The sequence below is a fragment of the Nonomuraea sp. JJY05 genome, from assembly GCF_043496855.1.
Classification (GTDB): Bacteria; Actinomycetota; Actinomycetes; order Streptosporangiales; family Streptosporangiaceae; genus Nonomuraea.
On sequence record NZ_JBIEIS010000091.1, the window covers coordinates 1 to 19,577 of the forward strand.

At 69.7% G+C, this 19,577-nt stretch carries 23 protein-coding genes; 11 read left to right on the forward strand and 12 right to left on the reverse strand.

All coding sequences use genetic code 11. The features are described from left to right. Positions 1-182: 182 nt before the first annotated feature. Positions 183-545, reverse strand: coding sequence for a DsrE family protein (locus ACFKCF_RS60525; protein WP_185070406.1), 363 nt, complete (start codon positions 543-545; stop codon positions 183-185). A 366-nt stretch (positions 546-911) separates the two neighbouring features. On the opposite strand from ACFKCF_RS60525, the gene cyaB reads away from it, so the two are divergent. From cyaB to ACFKCF_RS60550, 5 genes are all read left to right on the forward strand, one after another. Further along, the gene (gene cyaB / locus ACFKCF_RS60530) at positions 912-1,490 is read left to right on the forward strand and encodes a class IV adenylate cyclase (protein ID WP_394506435.1); all 579 of its coding nucleotides are present in this window, start codon (positions 912-914) and stop codon (positions 1,488-1,490) included. Further along, positions 1,477-1,965: an FABP family protein gene (locus ACFKCF_RS60535; protein WP_394506437.1), complete on the forward strand. Its 489-nt coding sequence runs from the start codon at positions 1,477-1,479 to the stop codon at positions 1,963-1,965. The genes cyaB and ACFKCF_RS60535 overlap by 14 nt, the downstream gene beginning before the upstream one ends. Before the next feature lie 6 nt (positions 1,966-1,971). Continuing rightward, positions 1,972-2,268 carry a DUF2470 domain-containing protein gene (locus ACFKCF_RS60540; protein WP_394506439.1) on the forward strand — a complete coding sequence of 99 codons (297 nt, stop codon included), beginning with the start codon at positions 1,972-1,974 and terminating at the stop codon, positions 2,266-2,268. A gap of 643 nt (positions 2,269-2,911) precedes the next feature. Further along, a complete protein-coding gene (locus ACFKCF_RS60545) occupies positions 2,912-3,325 on the forward strand; it encodes a Fur family transcriptional regulator (protein ID WP_185070409.1) in 414 nt (137 codons plus the stop codon). Between the two features lie 491 nt (positions 3,326-3,816). After that, a complete protein-coding gene (locus tag ACFKCF_RS60550) occupies positions 3,817-4,755 on the forward strand; it encodes a YgfZ/GcvT domain-containing protein (protein ID WP_394506441.1) in 939 nt (312 codons plus the stop codon). 129 nt (positions 4,756-4,884) lie between these two features. Here the strand turns inward: ACFKCF_RS60550 and dtd are convergent, their stop codons facing one another. Further along, positions 4,885-5,310: a D-aminoacyl-tRNA deacylase gene (gene dtd, locus ACFKCF_RS60555; protein WP_394506443.1), complete on the reverse strand. Its 426-nt coding sequence runs from the start codon at positions 5,308-5,310 to the stop codon at positions 4,885-4,887. A gap of 146 nt (positions 5,311-5,456) precedes the next feature. Between dtd and ACFKCF_RS60560 the strand changes: the two genes are divergently transcribed. Further along, a complete protein-coding gene (locus ACFKCF_RS60560; protein WP_394506444.1) occupies positions 5,457-6,365 on the forward strand; it encodes an asparaginase in 909 nt (302 codons plus the stop codon). Between the two features lie 65 nt (positions 6,366-6,430). On the opposite strand, the gene ACFKCF_RS60565 is transcribed toward ACFKCF_RS60560, so the two are convergent. Together ACFKCF_RS60565 and ACFKCF_RS60570 are read right to left on the reverse strand one after the other, a co-directional pair. After that, the gene (locus tag ACFKCF_RS60565) at positions 6,431-8,038 is read right to left on the reverse strand and encodes a DUF2207 domain-containing protein (RefSeq protein ID WP_394506446.1); all 1,608 of its coding nucleotides are present in this window, start codon (positions 8,036-8,038) and stop codon (positions 6,431-6,433) included. A 28-nt stretch (positions 8,039-8,066) separates the two neighbouring features. Then, positions 8,067-9,155, reverse strand: a complete 1,089-nt coding sequence (locus ACFKCF_RS60570) for an FAD-dependent monooxygenase (protein WP_394506447.1) — start codon at positions 9,153-9,155, stop codon at positions 8,067-8,069. A gap of 108 nt (positions 9,156-9,263) precedes the next feature. Between ACFKCF_RS60570 and ACFKCF_RS60575 the strand changes: the two genes are divergently transcribed. Next, entirely contained in the window at positions 9,264-10,175 is a 912-nt protein-coding gene (locus tag ACFKCF_RS60575; protein ID WP_394506449.1) for a TetR/AcrR family transcriptional regulator C-terminal domain-containing protein, read from the forward strand. Here the strand turns inward: ACFKCF_RS60575 and ACFKCF_RS60580 are convergent. From ACFKCF_RS60580 to ACFKCF_RS60605, 6 genes are all read right to left on the reverse strand, one after another. After that, positions 10,172-10,906, reverse strand: a complete 735-nt coding sequence (locus tag ACFKCF_RS60580) for an alanyl-tRNA editing protein (RefSeq protein ID WP_394506450.1) — start codon at positions 10,904-10,906, stop codon at positions 10,172-10,174. The two genes, ACFKCF_RS60575 and ACFKCF_RS60580, sit on opposite strands and share 4 nt — an antisense overlap. A gap of 26 nt (positions 10,907-10,932) precedes the next feature. Continuing rightward, the gene (locus tag ACFKCF_RS60585; protein ID WP_394506452.1) at positions 10,933-11,301 is read right to left on the reverse strand and encodes a DUF2516 family protein; all 369 of its coding nucleotides are present in this window, start codon (positions 11,299-11,301) and stop codon (positions 10,933-10,935) included. 118 nt (positions 11,302-11,419) lie between these two features. Then, positions 11,420-11,821 (reverse strand): hypothetical protein, encoded by a 402-nt coding sequence (locus tag ACFKCF_RS60590; RefSeq protein WP_394506454.1) that lies wholly within the window; start codon positions 11,819-11,821, stop codon positions 11,420-11,422. Positions 11,822-11,824: 3 nt separating this feature from the next. Continuing rightward, a complete protein-coding gene (locus ACFKCF_RS60595) occupies positions 11,825-12,316 on the reverse strand; it encodes a helix-turn-helix domain-containing protein (RefSeq protein ID WP_394506456.1) in 492 nt (163 codons plus the stop codon). A 63-nt stretch (positions 12,317-12,379) separates the two neighbouring features. Further along, a complete protein-coding gene (locus ACFKCF_RS60600) occupies positions 12,380-13,285 on the reverse strand; it encodes a M56 family metallopeptidase (protein WP_394506458.1) in 906 nt (301 codons plus the stop codon). Continuing rightward, on the reverse strand, positions 13,282-13,638 hold the full coding sequence (locus ACFKCF_RS60605; RefSeq protein ID WP_394506459.1) for a BlaI/MecI/CopY family transcriptional regulator: 357 nt from the start codon (positions 13,636-13,638) through the stop codon (positions 13,282-13,284). The genes ACFKCF_RS60600 and ACFKCF_RS60605 overlap by 4 nt, the downstream gene beginning before the upstream one ends. A gap of 104 nt (positions 13,639-13,742) precedes the next feature. Between ACFKCF_RS60605 and ACFKCF_RS60610 the strand changes: the two genes are divergently transcribed. Genes ACFKCF_RS60610 through ACFKCF_RS60620 form a run of 3 tightly spaced genes read left to right on the forward strand, consistent with a single transcriptional unit; the run spans position 13,743 to position 16,494 of the window. Beyond that, the gene (locus tag ACFKCF_RS60610; protein ID WP_394506460.1) at positions 13,743-14,216 is read left to right on the forward strand and encodes a DUF305 domain-containing protein; all 474 of its coding nucleotides are present in this window, start codon (positions 13,743-13,745) and stop codon (positions 14,214-14,216) included. A gap of 3 nt (positions 14,217-14,219) precedes the next feature. Beyond that, positions 14,220-15,974 carry a cytochrome c oxidase assembly protein gene (locus tag ACFKCF_RS60615; RefSeq protein ID WP_394506461.1) on the forward strand — a complete coding sequence of 585 codons (1,755 nt, stop codon included), beginning with the start codon at positions 14,220-14,222 and terminating at the stop codon, positions 15,972-15,974. Positions 15,975-15,990: 16 nt separating this feature from the next. After that, a complete protein-coding gene (locus ACFKCF_RS60620) occupies positions 15,991-16,494 on the forward strand; it encodes an O-acetyl-ADP-ribose deacetylase (protein ID WP_394506463.1) in 504 nt (167 codons plus the stop codon). Here ACFKCF_RS60620 and ACFKCF_RS60625 read toward each other — a convergent pair. Continuing rightward, positions 16,491-17,315: a class I SAM-dependent methyltransferase gene (locus ACFKCF_RS60625; RefSeq protein ID WP_394506465.1), complete on the reverse strand. Its 825-nt coding sequence runs from the start codon at positions 17,313-17,315 to the stop codon at positions 16,491-16,493. The two genes, ACFKCF_RS60620 and ACFKCF_RS60625, sit on opposite strands and share 4 nt — an antisense overlap. Continuing rightward, positions 17,308-18,051 (reverse strand): SDR family NAD(P)-dependent oxidoreductase, encoded by a 744-nt coding sequence (locus tag ACFKCF_RS60630; RefSeq protein ID WP_394506467.1) that lies wholly within the window; start codon positions 18,049-18,051, stop codon positions 17,308-17,310. Before ACFKCF_RS60630 ends, ACFKCF_RS60625 begins: the two co-directional genes overlap by 8 nt. Before the next feature lie 162 nt (positions 18,052-18,213). Between ACFKCF_RS60630 and mshA the strand changes: the two genes are divergently transcribed. Beyond that, positions 18,214-19,452 (forward strand): D-inositol-3-phosphate glycosyltransferase, encoded by a 1,239-nt coding sequence (mshA, locus tag ACFKCF_RS60635; RefSeq protein WP_394506468.1) that lies wholly within the window; start codon positions 18,214-18,216, stop codon positions 19,450-19,452. Positions 19,453-19,577: the final 125 nt, after the last annotated feature.

Genomic DNA, 19,577 nt, shown 5'->3' on the forward strand with positions numbered 1-19,577 from the left:
GGCCCTGGACGGCCGCCCGGCTCCCGCAACCGAAGCCGCGCTCCCCGCTACGACCTGGGGAAAGTCAACAAGCGGCCCACGTCCCTGACCACCAAACGCGATCTCGGACCTTAAAGAACAAGCTCAGCGTCGTGGACCGGACGATCATGGCGCTGGTCCGCGAGGTACGACTCCCCGAAAGATCAGTAGACCAGCGCCTGGGCGCCTTCCCTGACTACTTCCTCGACGAACGCCGGTGCACCCGCGATGCGCACCCCGTCGATGAGATCATCCACGGTGATGTTCCTACGGGCCGCGCACTGGGTGCAGAGTGTCACGCGCCCTGCCGCCAGTACGGCGTCGAGGAGGTCGGTGAGCGGCGCGGCGTGCGGCAGGCTGAACTCCTTGGCCCTCCCCGGCAGCGCGAACCACGACGCCTCGCCGGTCAGCCATAGCGAAACGGGCACACCACTCGCTAGCGCGGCGGCCGCGACATTGAACGCCTGGTTGCACCGCTCAGGGGCATCTGCCCCGGCGGTCACCTTGATCACCAGCGATCGTTCCATATTCGTCACCCTAACGCCCCCCGTCTCCCGGCGAAGGACTCCAACCGAATACACAAAAACCCGCACAGGAAGACCTCATGTTGACCGAAGAGGCGCCGCGAAGGACACCGCCCCACGGGCTTCCCCAGGGATGCCGAAGGAGGCTGCTCTGCGGGTTTCCGCAGGGGGTGCCGAAGGAGGCTGCTCTGCGGGTTTCCGCAGGGGATGTCTAAGGACACCGCTCGATGGGCTTTCGCTGGGGATGTCCAAGGACGCTGCTCTGCGGGTTTCCGTAGGGGTGCCGAAGGAGGCTGCTCTGCGGGCTTTCGCAGGGGATATCGAAGGACACTGCCCACAGGCTCCGGCGGGGATGCCGAAGGAGGAGCGTTGCGGATCGAGGCTGAGTTGAAGGCTGTTGTGCGGGATCCCGCCGGTGTGCGGGCCGCGTTGCGGGAGCGGGCGTCGGAGACGGCCAATGTCTACCGCGACGTCTACTACGACACTCCCGATCTCCAGTACTCCCGGGACGGGAAGGAGGTCCGGGTGAGGGTGGTGGACGACGGTGCGGTGAGCCTGCTCACGTTCAAGGAGCCCAGCGTCGACCCGGTCAGCGGGTCCAAGCCTGAGTACGAGACCCGCGTCGACGACCCGGTGGCGATGGAGGCTGTGCTGCGTAAGCTCGGGCTGCATGAAGTGATCCGGTACGAAAAGCGGTGTAGGAACTACCAGATTTTGGAGTCGGGGCTTTCTTTGCTGGCGACGCTCGTGATGATCCCTGAGCTCGACGGTACGTTTCTTGAAGTCGAGGCAGTGGTCGAGCCCGACGCGGTGTCCGGTGCTTTGCGGGTGATCGAGCAGCTGATGGCGGAAGTCGGCATCGGCCGTGATGATCTCACCACCGAGCTGTACACCGAGGCTGTACGGCGAGCCAGGAGCACTACGCTTGGGGAGCATGGAAGAACCTGAGGTGCACCCCGACCTGGAGCCCATCGCGTTCCTGCTCGGCCGGTGGGAAGGCGCCGGCGTGGGCGGCTACCCGACGATCGAGAGCTTCAACTTCGGGCAGGAGATCGAGTTCGGGCACAACGGGAAGCCGTTCCTGAGCTACGTGAGCCGCACCTGGCTGCTCGACCAGGACGGAAACCGGGTCAAGCCGCTGGCCACCGAGTCGGGATACTGGCGCGTGCAGCCCGACAGGCAGATCGAGGTGGTGCTCGCCCACCCGACCGGGATCGTCGAGATCTACATCGGCGAGGTCGTCTTCCACAAGATCGAGCTGCGGACGGACGTCGTGGCCCGCACCGCCTCCGCCAAGGAGTACACGGCGGGGCACCGGCTGTACGGATTGGTCAACGGCAACCTGATGTGGGCGTACGAGATGGCGGCCGTGGGTCACCCGCTCACGGACCATATGTCGGCGGAGCTGAAGAAGGTAGCTTGAGCCGGTATGAGCACGCCCTTCACCGCTGACGCCGTCGAGGCGATCAAGCGTCACATGAATGACGACCACGCCGAGGACTCGCTGATCATCGTGCGGGCGCTCGGTGGCCGGCCCGACGCCACCTCGGCGGTGACGAGTGACGTGGATGCCGAGGCGATCGAGTTCACGGTCGACGGTGGGGAGCGGGTGCGGGTGCCCTGGGGGGAGACGCTCACCGAGCGGGCCCAGGTGCGTAAGGCTGTGGTGCAGCTCTATCGGGACGCGTGCGAGAAGCTTGGCGTCGTGGCGCGGGGTGAGCACTAAGCAGGCGCTTCGCCTCGTGTCTGTGCTTGGTCTTGGGCCTGCGCTTCGCCCCGTGTCTGCCCTTCGCCCCGGGCCTACGCTTCGCGCCGCGTCTGTGCTTCGGCTTGAGCCTGCGCTTCGGCTCGGGGCTACGCTTTCGTCCCGAGCTTGCTTTCTGCCATGAGGTCGCTCTTCGCGGCGTAGCGATCTTGATGACGAGATATCGGTGGCCGGGATATCGATGGTCGGGGGAGTGGCCTCGATTGTGCTCTTGGGAGCAGTTGCTCGGTCACGTCCTGAAGCGACGGGCGTTGCTTTCACGAGCGAGGTGTCTGTCCGTCACGGTCCGTGCGGCTGGGCTCGGCTGGGTTTCTCGACGTGAACATGAAGAAGGGCCCCGGACGCACTCCACCTGCTCGGCAGGTGGGCCGGATGGACCATGGTCGGGATCAGAGTCCCGCCCTCCGGCTGCCAGGGGCCCCGGTGGTTGCCTCGTATTCGCATACGTCACGAGACAACAGTCCGCGACGTTAGCGGACAACCACCTCGCTAGCCCAACTATGATTCACCATTGTTTGGACCACCTCCTTTCCGCGTACCAAAGACGCTATGCGCTCCTGCTCGAAACGGGCAAGTGAATATCCCTGGGCCGTACACTCAGGGCATGACGGAGACGCAGTGGCATGAGGAACTCCGCGCCAAGGGCTACCGGGTCACCCCGCAGCGCCAGCTCGTCCTTGAGGCGGTCAAGACGTTGGAGCACGCCACGCCCGAGGAGATCTGCGTCAAGGTCCGCGAGACCGCGCGTGGTGTGAACATCTCCACGGTCTACCGGACACTGGAGCTGCTCGAAGAGCTCGGCATGGTGACCCACACGCATCTGGGCCACGGTGCGCCGACCTACCACCTGGCCGCTGAGGCCGATCACGTGCACCTGGTGTGCCGGGGGTGCGACGAGGTGTTCGAGGTGCGGCCCGAGCTGGCGGATGGTCTGGTCAAAGGGCTGGACGAGGAGCTGGGGTTCGTCGCGGATGTGCATCATCTGACCGTCTTCGGCCGGTGCCGCAACTGCCGATAGCGGGGCGGGAGGACGGCCGCCGCCTTCGGGCGTTGCCGTGACTGCCGGAAGCCGTGACTGCCGGGAGTTGAGGCGTGGTCGGGACTGTCCGGAGTTGGGGCGTGCTCGGGTCTGCCGGGAGTTGGGGCGGTGGTCGGACGCGGGCGTCGGGTGGCTGCCGTAGGTCGGTGGGTCGTGTCCTGGTGTTGGGTGGCTGCCGTAGGTCGGGGGGTGGCCGGACGCGGGCGTTGGGTGGCTGCTGTAGGTCGGTGGGTGGTCGTGCCCCGGTTTGGGTGGGTGTCGTAGGCGTCCGCGTGGGCGTTTCCAAGCGTTGAGCGGTTGCCCTGAGTATGCGCATGGTTACTTTCGGTTTTCGGGCGGCGTCCGTGGGTGGGCGAGTGGTTGTTTTTGGGTTTGGTGGGTGCGTGAGCGTTTCCGGGGTTGGGCGGTTGGTGTAGGCGGGTGGGTGGGTGTTTTCGGGCGTTGGCGTCAGTGCCGATAGCCTGGAGGGCATGCGTAGCCCTCTGCTCGATCTCCCCGGTGCCGTCGCGGCCGATGGGCCGGATTCCGACGTAGCCGCGCACTACGGCGATCTGTTCGCCGAGCAGCGTGCGCTGGCCAAGGGTGAGGCGGTCGTCGACCGCAGCAACCGTGAGGTCGTCCGTATCTCCGGCGTCGACCGGCTGAAATGGCTCAACGACCTGACCTCGCAGAAGCTCGACACGCTGCAGCCAGGCGAGTGGACGCAGACGCTTGATCTCGACCTGCAGGGCCACGTGCTGCACCACCTGACGCTCGTCGACGACGGTGAGAGCCTGCTGGCGCATGTCGAGCCGGGCACCGCGCAGAGCTTGATCGACTACCTCGACCGGATGCGGTTCATGCTGCGGGTCGAGGTGTCGCGGGCCGACGACCTGGCCGTGCTGTCCACGTCCACGGAGGACTTCCTGGTGCCGCGCGACGAGCTGCCCGACCACCTGGGCAAGCCACTGGCTGGGCTGTGGGCGTACGAGGCTCTGCGGATCGAGGCGCACCGGCCGCGGCTGGGGTTCGACACCGACCACAAGACGATCCCCCATGAGGTGGGATGGATCGGTTCAGCCGTGCACCTGAGCAAGGGGTGCTATCGCGGCCAGGAGACGGTCGCCCGGGTGCACAATCTCGGGCATCCGCCGCGGCGCTTGGTGTTCCTGCACCTCGACGGCAGTGTCGACACGCTGCCGGCCCACGGTGATCCGGTGATCTTCGAGAGCCAGGAGGTCGGGGTGGTCGGGTCGGCCGCCCGGCACCACGAGCTCGGGCCGATCGCGCTGGCGGTGGTCAAGCGCACGGTGTCGGTGGACGCGCCGCTGCTGGCCGGTGGGGTGGCCGCTGCCCAGGAGGTCATCGTGCCGCCGGACGCGGGGCGGAACGTCTCCATCGACCCGGCACTCCGCCGTCGCATCCGCTGACCTTCCGGGGCCTGAGGTCCGGGTCCCAACGTCCGGGTCCTGAGGTCCGAGGTCCGGTGGTCGCCTCTGTGTACGTGTGCCAGGCGTGCGCGCCGTGTGCGCCTGGCAGGGAGGACGGCCCAAGGGAGGTCAGAAGTCGAGGATGAGGGTGATCGGGCCGTCGTTGACGAGCGACACCTTCATGTCGGCGCCGAAGACGCCCGTCTCCACGTGCGCCCCCAACTCCCGCAGCTCCTCCACCACCGCCTCCACCAGCGGCTCCGCGACCGGCCCAGGGGCGGCCGCCTGCCAGGTGGGCCGCCGTCCCTTGCGGGCGTCTCCGTACAGGGTGAACTGGCTGATCACCAGGAGCGGCGCCGACACGTCCGAGCAGGACTTCTCGCCGGGCAGGATGCGCAGGCCCCAGAGCTTGGCGGCGAGTTTGGCGGCCTCGGCCCGCGTGTCCGTGTGGGTGACGCCCACCAGCACCAGCAGGCCGGGCTCGTCGATGGCCCCGACCGTCTGACCGTCGACCACCACCGACGCCGAACTCACTCTCTGCACCACTGCTCGCATGGCACCCCATTCTGGCCCACGAAGGAACCCAGAGACCGCGAAGGAACCAGGCAGAGCCCGCGAAGGGGCCAGGGTCGAGACCGCGAAGGAGCCAGGCAGGGACCAGGACGAACGGTCCGTAGACTCGTGCCGAAAGGGGAAGCGAAATGTCGATGATTGTGGAAGTTGTCCGATCCGGGTTCGTGGAGTCCACGCATCAGGCTCGCATGCTGACCGTGGACGCGGAAGGACGCCCGGTCGAGGCGAAGGGCGCGGTGCATGTTCCCGCGTCGCCACGATCGTCGATGAAGCCGCTCCAGGCGCTCGGCATGCTCCGTTCCGGGCTCGGGCTGGAGGGGGAGTTGCTGGCGCTGGCCTGCGCCTCGCACTCGGGCGAGCCGTTCCACGTGGACGGCGTCAGGAAGATCCTGGCGGGTGCGGGGCTGGAGGAGTCGGCGTTGCTGTGCCCCGAGGACTACCCGTTCGACCGGAATGTCACGGAACGCGGCCGCGTCTACATGAACTGCTCGGGCAAGCACGCCGCCATGCTCGCCACCTGCGTGCTGAACGACTGGCCCACCGAGTCCTACCTCGAGCCCAAGCACCCGCTCCAGCGGGCGATCCGCGAGACCGTGGAGGACCTGACGGGGGAGCGGGTGGCGGCGTCCGGGGTGGACGGGTGCGGGGCGCCGCTGTTCTTCGTGTCGATGCTCGGCGTGACGAAGGCGTTCAGGGCGTTCCCGATGTCGTCCCCCGACTCGTACGAGCGCAAGATCTTCGACGCGATGAGCACGTATCCAGAGTGGACCTCGGGCACCGACCGCCCCGAGGCCAAGCTGATGCGCGCGCTGCCCGGGCTGATGCTGAAGGCTGGGGCGGAGGCGTTCGACGCGTTCGTGTTCGAGGACGGGCGCGCGGGCACCGTCAAGATCGAGGACGGGTCGCAGCGCGCCCGCGTCCCCGTCACGGTGGCGGCCCTGCGCTCGCTCGGCCTGGACGCGCCCGAGCTGGCCGAGCTGGCCGCCCCGCCGGTGCTCGGCGGCGGCCGGCCGGTGGGTGAGCTCCGGTTCCGTTAGAGCTCCGGTGCCGTTAGAGCTCCGGTTCCGTTAGAGATCGAGTGCCGTAAGAGGGCGCGGTTCCGTTAGAGGGTGCGGAACTGGCGGGTGGCGGAGATGGCGCCCGAGGTCGTCGTGGTGAACGTCCGCATCGACCCGGCGAACTTGGACAGGTCCCACTCCGCGGGCCCGTGGTACCAGTACAGGTTGTCGGACTGGTGGCCGTTCCCCGTGACCGAGGCCACCACCCGCGACCAGTGCTCCACCCCGTCGAAGATCACCGCGTAGGGCAGATACCGGGAGAACAGCTCCACGCGGTGCTGCTCCGGCACGTCCCCCAGCTCGCCGGAGAACAGGTACTGCCGGAAGCCCATCGTGTGCGCCAGCGCCGCCGAGCCCTTGGCCGTCTTGGCGGGCATGTACTGCCCGCCGACCGCCAGCGCGCCGCCCGCGATGATCACGGCCAGACCCAGCAGCCCGTACGTGGTGAACCAGGCCAGCCCCGCCGTGGCCAGCACGCCGACCGCGATGAGCGCCACGCCGATCGTCGTCCATCTGGTGCGCTCGGTGTCGGGCCGGCGGGCGAACCAGCCCTGCCTGACCACGTCGGCGTACAGGGCGTCGCGCACCTTGCCCAGGTGGGCCGCGAACGAGCCGGACAGCTGTGACAGCAGCACCGCGTCCCGCCCGTCGAAGATGGCGTCGTACAGGGCACGCTCGTACGGCAGCAGCGCGTTGACCGGCGCGTTCGGCAGCCTGACCAGCATCCAGTCCGGCGCGTCGTACGTCTGGCGCGGCTGCTCGTCGATCCGCAGGTAGCCGCGGACCGCGAGGTCGACGATCGTCGCGGTCACGTCGACCACGTCGGCCTGTTCGTCCACCAAGGTGCCGATCTGGCCGGGCCGTACCCCGTCGGGCGGGGAGAAGTGGCCGTTCTGCACGGGATCGACCGGGCCCTGCGCGTGGCCGGCGGCCCTGGAGTCACGGCCGCGCGTCCAGTAGAGCAGGGCGACGCCGCCGAGCAGCAGCACCAGCAGGCCGGCCAGGGCGCCGCCGGTGATGGTGTTCAGGGTGAACGCCGAGGCCAGCGAGAAGCGCTTCTCCAGGATGGGGGCGCCGGAGCTGGACCCCTTGGGGTAGCCGACGACCACGGTCAGGGCCTGGCCGGAGGTGATGTTCTCCTGCTCGAAGTCGGCCTCGGTGGCCGAGTGGTCCATGGAGGCCGACGTGCAGCCGATCGCCGAGGTCAGCTCGCCGGCGAAGCAGGACAGGTTCTGGACCTGCCCGGGGCCGTTCACCTTGACCGTCGCCTTGGCGACCGGCTGGCTCCAGCCGTTCACCGCGAACCAGCGCAGCTCCTCGACACCGCCCGAGGTGGCAACCGCCCCCTTGACGTCGTACTCGACCGTTCCGTCGCCCTTCACGGTGAGCACGTCGCCGGCGAGGGTGCCGCCCTTGACGTTCGAGATCTGGTAGACGCGGTCGTTGCCGTCGTCGTACCGCGTCCGGGTGATGAACGTCCGCTTGAGCTCACCCGACGCCCCGCTGATCTTCTCGACCACGTGCAGGGTGCCGTTCTTGCCGAGGGTCATCGTCACCTCGTCCGTGATCCCGGCGCCCGCTGCGTGCGCGGGTGCGGCGGTCAACGTCAGAGCGGTGGCCCCGAGCGCGGCCATCGTGAGTCTGATACCCATGGCGGCAAATCGTATCGGTTCGTGCCTGTCAGTCCAGCGTGATGCTGGTTGCCGCCCGCTGAACGCTCTCCGGAGAGGCGCCCTGGCCGGGGTTCTCCAGGGCGAGCGCCTGGTTCTGCGCGACGAACGGGCGCATGCGCTCCTCGTACCGGTCGAAGGCCCCGATGGGGTCCCTGCCGAGCTCCTGCGCCAGCACGTACGCCCCCACCACCGCCAGGCTGGTGCCCTGCCCCGACAGCGGCGAGGCGCAGTAGCCCGCGTCCCCGATCAGCGCGACCCGGCCCTTCGACCAGCGCTCCATCTTGACCTGGGCCATGGCGTCGAAGTAGAAGTCGTCGGCCTTCCACATGGCCTCCAGCAGCTTGGGGACCTCCCAGCGCAGCCCCGAGCACTGCTCCTGGACCAGGCGCTTCTGCTGCTCGATGTCCCGGTGGTCGTAGTCGATGGGGCCCGCGCCGAAGCCCAGGTTGACCCGCAGCACGGTGGCGTCCCGGTCGCTGAAGAGAGCGCCTCCCGTGTCGCCCTCGCGGAACCAGGTCTGCCAGTGGTCCAGGCCGAGGAAGTTGTCGGCGGTGAAGATGGAGACGTACATGCCGAGGTGGCTGAGGAACTGCGCCTCCGGGCCGAAGGTGAGCCTGCGCACGTTGGAGTGCAGGCCGTCGGCGCCGAACACGTAGTCGTAGCGCCCCCGGCCGCCGCTGTCGAACGTCACGTCCACGCCGCCGGCGTCCTGGTCGAGGGTGGCGATCGAGTCGCCGTAGACGTACTCGGCGCCCGAGGCCGAGGTGAGGATGGCGGTCAGGTCGTCACGCATGATCTCGATGTCCGGGCTGTCGAACCGGCCACCGCTGACCGTCTCCTCGTAGCTGCGCATGAGCTCGTTGCCGTCGCCGTCCACCATGGACATGCCGCGCATGGTCGTCCGCAGGGCCCTGATCTGCTCGATGACACCCATCTTCGCGACCACGTCCAGCGCGGCGCCCCTGATGTCGATGGCCTGGCCGCCCTTGCGCGGGGCCGGGGCCCGCTCGACGAGCGTGGTCTCGTACCCGTGCCGCCGCAGCCAGTACGCCAGGACGGGGCCGCCGACACTCGCACCCGAGATGAGCACCTTCATGATCTGCTCCTTGCCGCAGAAGTTGACGTTGTACGCTGAATGTACGCAGTACAGACAGCAGCTCGCAAGCGTATGATGGCAAGATCTGTACTAGTACAGGAGAATCGGATGGCAGCGCCCTACGCCGAGATCGTCGCCGACATCAAGCGCCGCATTGCCGACGGCCGGCTCCGCCCCGGAGACCGTGTCCCGTCCACCAGGCAGCTCGCCAGAGACCGGGGAGTCGCCCTGGCCACCGCCGCCAAGGCGCTCGCGCTGCTGGCCCAGGAGGGCGTCGTGGTCGCCGAGCCGCGCGTGGGGACGATCGTGGCGGAGCCGCGCGGGGGCCGCGCGGCGGCCCGGCGGCCGGATATTTCAGGAAACGATGTGACGCGAGAGCGCATCGTACGGGCCGCCGTCGAGATCGCCGACGCCGAGGGCCTGTCCGAGCTGACCATGCGCGGCCTCGCCGACCGGCTCGGCATGGCCACCATGTCCCTCTACCGCCACGTGAGCGGCAAGGACGACCTGGTCCTGCTGATGATCGAAGCCGTCATCGACGAGTTCCCCCTGCCCGAGCAGCCCCCGGACGGCTGGCGCGCCAGGCTGGAGACATCGGCCCGGCTTCAGTGGGCCGGCTACCGCGCGCACCCGTGGATGGCCGGCGTCACCTCGCTGACCAGGCCGCTGCCCTCGGCCAGCCTGCTCAGGCACACGGAGTGGGTCATGGCCGCGCTGGCGGGCACCAGGCTCGACGCCACGGCCAAGATGCACGTGCACACCCTCGTCTACAGCTACGTGCAGGGCATCGCCGCCAACCTCGAGCTGGAGCGGCAGGCCCAGGCCACCACGGGGCTCAGCGCCGACGAGTTCATGGCCGGGCAGGAGGAGCATCTGCAACGGGTCGCCGAGTCCGGCGAATATCGCGCCTTCGCCGCGGTCGTGACCGAGCTGGACGGCGACTTCGACCTCGACCTGGACCGGCTCTTCGAGTTCGGGCTCGGCCCGCTGCTCGACGGCCTCGCCAAGGTGATCGGCTAGCCGGAGATCTGGATGCGCAGCCGGCGGAAGCCGCGGCCCTTGCTCTCGATCTTGGCCACCTTGATGTGGCCGATCTGCTTGGTGGAGGCCACATGGGTGCCGCCGTCGGCCTGCGTGTCGAGGCCCACGATGTCGACGATCCGCACGTCCTGGACGCTCTCCGGCACCAGGTTGGTGGCCGTGCGGATGATGTCGGGGATCTCGAACGCCTCCTTGCGCGGCAGGACGCGTACGTCGATGCGCCGGTCGGCGGCGATCTCGGCGTTGCAGGCGTCCTCGACGGCCTCCTTGAACCCGGCGGGCACCTCGGGCAGGTTGAAGTCCATCCGCGCGCTGAGCTCGTCCATGTTGCCGCCGGTGACGAGGCAGCCGTAGTCCCTGAACACCACCCCGCACAGCACGTGGAGCCCCGAGTGCGTACGCATGAGGGCCGAGCGCCGCTCGTCGGCCACCGCCGCCTGGACCACGGTGCCCACCGGCGGGATCGGGTCGCCCTCGGCCGGGATCAGCTGGAGGTCGTCGCCCTTGCGCACCCCCACGACGCGGGTCTCGACGCCCTGCCAGATCAGCACTCCGTGATCCGCCGGCTGGCCGCCGCCACCCGGGTAGAACGCCGACCGGTCCAGCACGATCCCCTCGGGCGTCGCGTCCAGCACGACGGCCTCGAAGTCGCGGAGGACCTGGTCGGACAGTTCCAGCCGCTGCGTGCGCCCGTGGAGGTCGTAGGTCATGTCGGCAGCCTAACGCCCGGGTCGGATCACCAGGGGCCGTAGGGGCCGTTGTTGCCCCGTCCGCCCATGCCCTTGACGGCCGGCTTGACGTCCACGATGTAGATCGTGGCGGCGATGGCCGCGATGATCGAGAAGAAACCCAGGGCGCCCAGGCCGATGAACTCGATGCCGCCGACGATGAGGAAGGCGGTGAAGTAGCTCCAGGCCCCGCCCACCGAGAACAGCGTCGCCAGCGCCAGGATCAGCAGCCAGATGTTCTTCTGCAGCTTGCCCGCCGAGACGAAAGCGCCGGTCGGCACCCGCAGCGCGTGCACGAGCGCGTAGGCCGACATGCCGAAGATGACGGCGGCGAGCACCAGGAAGAGGAGATTGAGGACACTGTTGATCAAATTCATGTTGTTGGCTCCGCACCACGCCGCTATGAAATCGGCTTCAGCCTAATAGGCGACCCTGACAGACGGGCACCCCAAAGCGGAAAGCCCGCCTCCCTCGGGAGACGGGCTTTCCGACAAATCAGGCCTTGGCCTTCGTGGTGCGGGGCTTCCTGGCCGGCGTGGCGGGCTTGGCGGCCTGCGACACCTCTTCGAGCTCCAGCGCCACGTCGCCGCTCGTCTTGCTGACGACCCGGCGGCCGCGCGTGGCGAAGTCCTCGTAGGCCTCGGTGGCCCTGCCGGCGAGCTGGTCGGCGTAGCCGCGGGCCTTCTCCGGGAACTCCTTGGCGAAGCTCTCGGCCTTGCCGGCGTAAACGCGGGCCATCTCCGGCAGGTCCTTGGTCAGCTCGGTGCGGCGCGACTGGAGCTTCTGCAGCTGCTCGGGCAGCTCACGGAGCTTCTCGACCGCGAAGTCGCCGACACCCGCGACGGCGTAGAACGGCTTGGACTCCGTAAGCTTCTTGACCTCGGTTGCGAGCGTCATGGGTTAACCTTCCTTGGTTTCCTGGGTGACGTTGCCGTTGCCGGAGGTCGCCGTATAGGGCTCAAGAGCGGCGAGAAACTCTTCCGGCAGCGGTTCGTCGTCCGATCCGGAGTCGCGTCGAGGATGAGCATTCTGGGAGGTCTGCTCGTCCTCGGCGCGCTTCTCCTTACGGAACGACTCATAGATATCAATCAGCACCTGGCGTTGCCGCTCGGTGAGGTGCGTGTCGGCCCTGATCGCCGTGATGACGTCACTTGGCGGCTCGCGGTCCTCGATGAGGCCCGCCTGCACGTAGAGCGCCTGCGAGGAGATGCGCAGACCTTTGGCGATCTGGTTGAGGATCTCCGCGCTCGGCTTGCGCAGCCCACGCTCGATCTGGCTCAGGTAGGGGTTGGAGACCCCCGCCGCCGCCGCGAGCTGGCGCAGCGAGATCTTCGCCTGCTGCCGCTGCTCGCGGATGTATTCACCGATCGAGCCGACCTTGGGTAGTGCCATGCCTCATAGTCTGCCCCGTAGTGCTTGCAATTGCAAACAGGGTGGTTAACGCCAGCAAGCAGGTCAGAGCTGGAAGACCCACAGGAGAGGCGCCGAGGTGACCAACGTCGCAGAGAGTGCGATGTAGCCGTAGCGCACCGGGGCGGCCAGCTCGGGACCCGGCTTGATCAGGCGGTCGACCCTGGCCATGACGTGCTTGGCGTGCACGCCGAGCATGCCGTGCGGGGTCGGCATGGCGCCCGCCGTACCGAACCTGAGCAGCGCCGTAGCCAGCCTGCGCGGCGAGCAGTAGCGCCGGGCGCGGTCGTCGGCGGCCATCTCGACGAGCAGCTCCACCTGCGCCTGCGCGTCGGCCACCACCTTCGACCAGGGCAGCGCCCTGCGCAGCGCGGCGAACGGCAGCAGCACCAGGTCGTGCCGCTCGCGCACGTGGGCGGCCTCGTGCGCGAGCACGGCCGCCATCTCGTCCTCCGACAGCAGCTTGAGCGCGCCCTCGCTCACCACGACCTGCGAGCGCAGGCCGGGCACGCAGTACGCGGCGGCGCCGGGGTGGGCGAGCACCCGAACCCCGGGGACGCCGGGGTCGTCGTGGGAGATCAGCGCGAGCAGCATGCGGTGCCGCCGGCGTGCGCGCAGCGCCTGCACACCCGCGGTGAGCAGCACCGCGATCAGCACGGTCAGGGCGGTGAGCCCCGCGATCAGGGCCAGTACGTGCAGCGGGTCCCACGCCTCCAGCGGCGCCTCGCCCTGCGCGAACGCGATCAGCCCGGGCAGCACCCCCTCGCCGTACGGCTGGACCGCGTAGGCGAGCATGGCGCCGGTGGTGGCCAGGCCCCAGGACACGCCCAGGGACTGCCAGACGATGATGGCCAGCCGGGGAGCGCGTGAGGTCCACCGGGCAGTCGTGAAACGCCAGGAGCCAACCGCGCACGCCGTGGCGAGCGCTGCCAGCGCCGCTGCCGTGATCACTCTTCCTCCAGCTCCGTAAGGGCTCTGCGCAGGATCTCCGCTTCCATGCCCGACACGGCCTGTGCGAAGCGGGTCAGGGCGGCCGATCGGTCGCCCGTCATGTCCAAGGCTTCCAGCATAAGCTCGGCGATGTACGCGTCGCGGCTTTCGGCCGGTTGATACCGCCACGCGCGGCCGTCCCGGGTGCGCTGGAGGAACCCCTTACGGGTGAGGCGGTCGAGCACGGTCATCACCGTGGTGGGGGCAAGGTCGCGGTCGGCGATGAGCCTGCCGACCTCACGGGCGGTCAGCGCGCCGTTCTCCGCCCAAAGGATGTCCATGATGCTGCGCTCAAGCTCGCCAAGACCCTTCACGCCCTACAGGCTAGCTCTACAACCTGTCGAGCTGGCATTCGGGGCGTGTGAACCTTGTCTCTGTGTCGTGCGTATCTCCGTGCATGCGTTGGAGTACAGCGGTTGTGGCCCTGCTCGGTCTCGTGCTGGCGGCCGGGTGCGCCGCCTCGGCGGACAGCACGTCGACACACGTTCAGGCGGACGTGGTCTTCAGCCAGGAGATGATCACACACCACCAGCAGACGATCCAGCTGGCCGAGGTGGCGGTCAAGAGCGGCAAATCCCCCTACGTGCGTGACCTGAGCAAGAAGCTCATCGCGGAGGAGAAGGCCGACATCGACATGATGACGTCGTGGCTGCAGTCCTGGCAGGAGCAGTTGCCGCCGGATCCGACCACCCAGATGGGCTCGGAGCTGAAGGCCGGCTCCGGCTTCGACAAGGAGTGGCTGACGGCTTTGTCGGGGCACCTGGAGCACGGCGTGATGATGGCCGAGACCGTCAAGAAGTCGGGCAAGCACGGGCCCACGCTGGAGCTGGCCGACAAGATCATCAAGGCGCAGAAAGCGGAGCTGGCCGAGATCGCCAAGCAAGCGGGCTGACCCATGGCCAGGGCGTTCCCGTCGGTCGCGGAAGGAAAGCCGGCCAGGACCTACGCCGGCGCGGCGGTGGCCGCCGGCGTCGTGGTGCTGGTCCTCGTCCTGCGGTTCGGCGGGGCCATCAGGCCGGAGCTTCCCGGGCTGCCCACCGCCGGGCCGTTCACCGAGTGGGGGCTGCCCCTGGCCCGGTTCTGCTTCGACGTGTGCGCGGTCGGCTCCGTCGGAACGCTCACCGCCGCCCTCCTCGCGCCCGCCTCCTCGCCCGAGTCCCGGTCGTGCCGCCGCGCGGCCGGCTGGTGGGCGCTCGGCTGGGCCCTGGCGACCGCGCTCGGCTACGTGCTCACGCTGTCCAACCTCATCCCGCTGCCCGCCGGCGATCTGCTCGCCTCGCCCGATCTGCTGGAGTTCGGCACCTCCATCCCGCAGACCCAGGCCATGCTCGTGGTGCTGGCCGCGACCGTCGTCGTGGGCCTCACCTGGCGGCTGCCCGCCGGGGTCCGGCTGGCGGTCGCCGTGTTCGGGCTGCTGCCGCCCGCCTACGTCGGGCATGCGGCCTCCGCGGGCGATCACGACATCGCCGTCTCCGCCCTGATGTCGCACCTGGTGTCGGTCTCGATCTGGGTCGGCGGCCTGGTCGCGGTGCTCGTCCACTTCCGCCGCTCCGAGCACCTGCCGACGGTGCTGCCCAGGTTCAGCGCCCTCGCCCTGTGCTGCTTCGCCGCCGTGGCCGTCTCCGGCGCGGCCAGCGCCTGGGTACGGCTCAGCGCCCCGTCCGACCTCTGGCAGAGCGCGTACGGGCAGCTCCTGCTGGCCAAGACCGCCGCCCTCGTGCTCCTGGCCCTGTTCGGCTGGACCCATCGCCGCCGCACGGTCGCGGGCGTCGCCGACCGGTCCGTACGCCGGACCTTCGTCCGCCTGGCCACCGGCGAGGTGATCGTGATGGCGGCGGCCGTCGGGCTGGCCATCGGCCTGTCCCGCACCCCGCCACCGCCCGGCGGCGGCGGGGGCCACGACCAGTCCGCCCTGGAGTACGCGCTCGCCCCCTTCACCCCCGGGGCGTTGATCACCGAGCTCCGCCTGGACCCGGCCGTACTGATCCTCCTGATGCTGGCCGCGGTCGCCTACGCGGTCACCGTGCGCAGGGCGGCCTCCTGGCCCGCCGGCCGCACGATCGCCTGGTACGCCGGCCTGGCGCTGACGACGCTGGTGCTGGTCGGCGGGGTCGGGAGCTACGCGCGGGCGATGTTGTCGGTCCACGCGGTCCAGCACACGGTGCTCACCGTCGTCGCCCCGCTCCTGCTCTGCCTGGGCGCCCCGTTCGCCGTCCCCGGCCGATACCGGTTCCTCGCGCATCCAGCCGTCTACGTCGGGGCGTTCGTCCTCCTCTACGGCACGCCCTGGTTGCCGTGGTCGCTGTCCGGCTACGCCCCTCACCTGCTCACCGAGCTCCTGTTCCTCGGTCTCGGCCTGGCGGTGTTCGGCGTCCTGACCGGGGCGGACGGGGTGACGTGGGGTGACCGTGCCCGCCTGCTGGCCGCCGTGACCCTGACCCACCTCGCCGCCGGGACGTACCTGCTGCTCGCGCCTCCGGTCGCGGCCGACTGGATCTCCCTGGCGGCCCCGTCCGGCGCGCCCGGCGTCCTCGCCGACCAGCGCCTGGCCGGAGCGGTGGCCATGCTCCTGCCGCTGCCCGCGCTGGTCCTGCCGGCCATGCGCATGGCCGGCAGAGGTACCGCGGTGCTGGCGCGGGGCGGCCGGTGATGCCACTCTCGGTGAGATGCGCATCACGTTGGTGAAAGGCGACATCACCGAGCAGCGGACGGACGCCGTCGTGAACGCCGCCAACTCCTCCCTCATGGGCGGCGGAGGCGTGGACGGCGCCATTCACCGCCGCGGCGGTCCGGAGATCCTCGAGGAGTGCCGGAAGCTGCGGGCCGGCCACTACGGCAAGGGGCTGGCCACCGGGCAGGCGGTCGCGACGACGGCCGGGCGCATGCCCGCGAAGTGGGTGATCCACACCGTCGGGCCGGTGTACTCCATGTCGGTGGACCGTTCGGAGCTGCTGGCCTCCTGCTACCGGGAGTCGCTGCGGGTGGCCGACTCGCTGGGGGCCAGGTCGGTGGCCTTCCCCGCGATCTCGACCGGGATCTACGGCTGGCCCATGGACGACGCCGCGCGGATCGCCCTGGACACGGTGCGGCAGGCGGACACGTCCGTGGAGGACGTCCGCTTCGTGCTGTTCGACAGCGCGGCCTACGCCGTGTTCGAGTCGCGCCTCTAGACGCGCGGATCCACCGCCGAGAACGGGAGGGTCAGCTCGCCGAGCCGCCACCGGGCCGGGCCGCCGAGCGGCGGCCGTCCGGCGACGGGCCAGGAGCCCGACAGCGCGCGCACGGAGGCCAGCCACCGCTGCCGGAGCCCATGGGCCCCGTACGGCGCGCTCACCGCCCACGCGTGGTCGAAGTCGCTCAGGAACGCATGAATCCGCTCGCCCGGCACGTTCCGGTGGATGAGGGTCTTCGGCAGCCGGTCGGCCAGGTCAGAAGGCCGCTCGAAAGCATCGAAACGGGCCGAGAACGTGATCGTCCGGGGGCCTTCCGGAGAGAGCCCCACCCAGACCGCGCGCCGCCCGTTCTCGGACGAGGTCCCCTCGACCAGGACACCGCCGGGGGCCAGTCGCTCTATGAGGACGTCCCAGTAGTGCCACGCCTCGGCCTCGCCGTACTGCCTGAGGACGTTGAAGGCCCGCACCAGCGTCGGCGGGCGCGCGACGGGCAGCTCGAAGCCGCCCAGCCGGAAGCTCAGGCCCTCCCGCTCGTACGGCTTGGCCACCGCCACCCTCGCCGGGTCGATCTCGATCCCGACCACCTCGACGCGGGGAGCTACCCGGCGCAGGCGGGTGAACAGCTCCAGCGTCGTGGTGTGCGACGCCCCGTACCCGAGATCCACGACGAGGGGACGCTCGGCGGCCCGCAGCAGCGGGCCGTGCGCGGCGGCGATCCACCGGTCGGAGCGCCGCAGCCGGTTGTGCCCGGTCGTGCCCCTGGTGATGGCGCCGACCGGTCTGCCCCCCGGCTTGGCGGGCCCGGCCGGTCTAGCCACTGACGCGGTGCACCTTGTGCTGGGCGGCCTGGGCCCGCGGGCGGATGACCATGCGGTCGATGTTCACGTGGGCGGGGCGGGTCACGCACCAGGCGATCGCGTCGGCGACGTCCTCGGAGGTCAGCGGGCCGGGCACGCCCTCGTAGACGCGCGCCGCGGCCGCCTCGTCCCCCCGGAACCGGGTGACCGCGAACCCCTCGCTCTGCACCATGCCCGGCGCGATCTCCACGATCCGCACCGGCTGCCCGACCAGCTCCAGGCGGAGCGTCCCGACCATCGACGTCTGCGCGTGCTTGGCCGCGACGTAGCCGCCGCCGCCCTCGTACGACACCAGGCCCGCCGTCGAGGTCACCATCACCAGCACGCCGTCGCCGGACTCGACGAGCTTGGGGACGAGCGCCTGGGTCATGCGCAGGGAGCCGAGCACGTTGACGTCGTACATCTGCTGCCAGTCATCCAGGAGCCCCTCCGCGACCGATTCGAGGCCGAGGGCGCCACCGGCGTTGTTGACCAGCACGTCGCACCGTTCGAGCGAGTCCGCCAGCGCGTCGACCGACTCCTGGGAGGTCACATCCAACGTCACCGGCCTGATCGAGGGCACCTCCGCGGCGAGCTTGTCGAGCCGCTCGCGCCGCCGCGCACCCGCCACCACCTCGTAACCCTCGGCGGCGAGCCGCCGCGCGGTCGCCTCGCCGATCCCGCTGCTCGCCCCGGTCACCACAGCCGTTCTCCGCATGCCCCTCATCCTGCCAGCCCTCCCGGGACACGTTGACGACCGCCCTAAATACCCAGTTATGACCATGTGTCGGGAATGTCGCAAAAATTTGAATGGTTATAACTCGCTTGGAGGTGGTGTCGAGTGAGGCGACGACGGGTCAGCCGGGTCGCGACCATCAGCATGCACACATCGCCCCTGGACCAGCCCGGAACGGGCGACGCCGGAGGCATGAACGTGTACATCGTGGAGTCCGCCAAGCGGCTGGCTCACCTCGGCGTGGAAGTGGAGATCTTCACCCGGGCCACCGCCCGAGACCTCCCGCCCGTGGCCGAACTCGCCCCAGGCGTCCTCGTCCGCCACCTCACCGCGGGACCGTACGAGGAGATGGAGCGGAGCGAGCTCCCGAGCCAGCTCTGCGCCTTCCTGTCCGGGGTGCTGCGGACCGAGGCCATGTACGAGCCGGGCCGCTACGACGTCATCCACTCCCACTACTGGCTCTCCGGCCAGGTCGGCTGGCTGGCCAAGGAACGCTGGGGCGTGCCGCTCGTGCACACCATGCACACCATGGCCAAGGTCAAGAACCTCCTGCTCGCCCAGGGCGACAAGCCGGAGCCCCGGGCCCGCGTGGTCGGCGAGGAACAGGTCGTCCAGGTCGCCGACCGCCTCGTGGCCAACACCGTCGACGAGGCGCGCGAGCTCATCGACCTGTACGGCGCCGTCGAGGAGCGCGTCGCCGTCGTGAACCCGGGCGTCAACCTCACCGTCTTCCAGCCCGCCTCGCAGGGCGCGGCCCGCCGGCGGCTCGGCCTGCCGCAGGACGCGCACGTCCTGCTCTTCGTGGGCCGCATCCAGCCGCTCAAGGCCCCGGACGTCCTGCTCCGCGCCGCCTCCAGGATGCTCATCGACGACCCGTCGCTGCGCGGGCGCCTGATCGTGGCCTGCGTCGGCGGGCCCTCGGGCAACGGCCTGGCCAGGCCGTCCCTGCTCACCGAGCTGGCCGCCGAACTCGGCATCTCGGACGTCGTCCACCTCGTTCCTCCGGCTCCCCAGGAGGAACTGGCCGACTGGTACCGGGCGGCCTCGGTGACGGTCGTGCCCTCGTACAGCGAGTCGTTCGGCCTGGTCGCCCTGGAGTCGCAGGCCTGCGGCACGCCCGTGGCGGCCGCCGCCGTGGGCGGGCTGCGCACCGCCGTGCGGGACGGGGTCTCGGGCCTCCTCGTGGACGGCCACGACCCGGCGGAGTGGGCGCAGGCGCTGCGCCGCTTCGTCGTCTCGCCGCGCTGGCGCGACTCGATGTCGGCGGGAGCCCGTACGCACGCGGCGGCGTTCGGCTGGCAGGCGACCGCGTCCCGGCTGGTGGAGGTGTACGCGGCCGCCATCGCGAACCTGCACAAAACGCCCATCGCCCTGAACTTCTAGCCCCAACGCCGTTCAGTTAAAGCGGGGGTCTGTTCGTCAAGGTCTATGAACGAGGAAGCGGAGCTGCTGTAGAAGAGGTGTGTCACTCCAAGACATCCTCACCACAGGAGCTCCGCTGTTGGAAC

What these genes read in the sequence shown, in the direction of transcription:
- ACFKCF_RS60525 (WP_185070406.1), bottom strand. Translation starts at nt 545, where the DNA reads ATGGAACGATCGCTGGTGATCAAGGTGACCGCCGGGGCAGATGCCCCT.
- ACFKCF_RS60535 (WP_394506437.1), top strand. Translation starts at nt 1,477, where the DNA reads ATGGAAGAACCTGAGGTGCACCCCGACCTGGAGCCCATCGCGTTCCTG.
- ACFKCF_RS60540 (WP_394506439.1), top strand. Translation starts at nt 1,972, where the DNA reads ATGAGCACGCCCTTCACCGCTGACGCCGTCGAGGCGATCAAGCGTCAC.
- ACFKCF_RS60545 (WP_185070409.1), top strand. Translation starts at nt 2,912, where the DNA reads ATGACGGAGACGCAGTGGCATGAGGAACTCCGCGCCAAGGGCTACCGG.
- ACFKCF_RS60550 (WP_394506441.1), top strand. Translation starts at nt 3,817, where the DNA reads ATGCGTAGCCCTCTGCTCGATCTCCCCGGTGCCGTCGCGGCCGATGGG.
- dtd (WP_394506443.1), bottom strand. Translation starts at nt 5,310, where the DNA reads ATGCGAGCAGTGGTGCAGAGAGTGAGTTCGGCGTCGGTGGTGGTCGAC.
- ACFKCF_RS60560 (WP_394506444.1), top strand. Translation starts at nt 5,457, where the DNA reads ATGTCGATGATTGTGGAAGTTGTCCGATCCGGGTTCGTGGAGTCCACG.
- ACFKCF_RS60565 (WP_394506446.1), bottom strand. Translation starts at nt 8,038, where the DNA reads ATGGGTATCAGACTCACGATGGCCGCGCTCGGGGCCACCGCTCTGACG.
- ACFKCF_RS60570 (WP_394506447.1), bottom strand. Translation starts at nt 9,155, where the DNA reads ATGAAGGTGCTCATCTCGGGTGCGAGTGTCGGCGGCCCCGTCCTGGCG.
- ACFKCF_RS60575 (WP_394506449.1), top strand. Translation starts at nt 9,264, where the DNA reads ATGGCAGCGCCCTACGCCGAGATCGTCGCCGACATCAAGCGCCGCATT.
- ACFKCF_RS60580 (WP_394506450.1), bottom strand. Translation starts at nt 10,906, where the DNA reads ATGACCTACGACCTCCACGGGCGCACGCAGCGGCTGGAACTGTCCGAC.
- ACFKCF_RS60585 (WP_394506452.1), bottom strand. Translation starts at nt 11,301, where the DNA reads ATGAATTTGATCAACAGTGTCCTCAATCTCCTCTTCCTGGTGCTCGCC.
- ACFKCF_RS60590 (WP_394506454.1), bottom strand. Translation starts at nt 11,821, where the DNA reads ATGACGCTCGCAACCGAGGTCAAGAAGCTTACGGAGTCCAAGCCGTTC.
- ACFKCF_RS60595 (WP_394506456.1), bottom strand. Translation starts at nt 12,316, where the DNA reads ATGGCACTACCCAAGGTCGGCTCGATCGGTGAATACATCCGCGAGCAG.
- ACFKCF_RS60615 (WP_394506461.1), top strand. Translation starts at nt 14,220, where the DNA reads ATGGCCAGGGCGTTCCCGTCGGTCGCGGAAGGAAAGCCGGCCAGGACC.
- ACFKCF_RS60620 (WP_394506463.1), top strand. Translation starts at nt 15,991, where the DNA reads ATGCGCATCACGTTGGTGAAAGGCGACATCACCGAGCAGCGGACGGAC.
- ACFKCF_RS60630 (WP_394506467.1), bottom strand. Translation starts at nt 18,051, where the DNA reads ATGCGGAGAACGGCTGTGGTGACCGGGGCGAGCAGCGGGATCGGCGAG.
- mshA (WP_394506468.1), top strand. Translation starts at nt 18,214, where the DNA reads ATGCACACATCGCCCCTGGACCAGCCCGGAACGGGCGACGCCGGAGGC.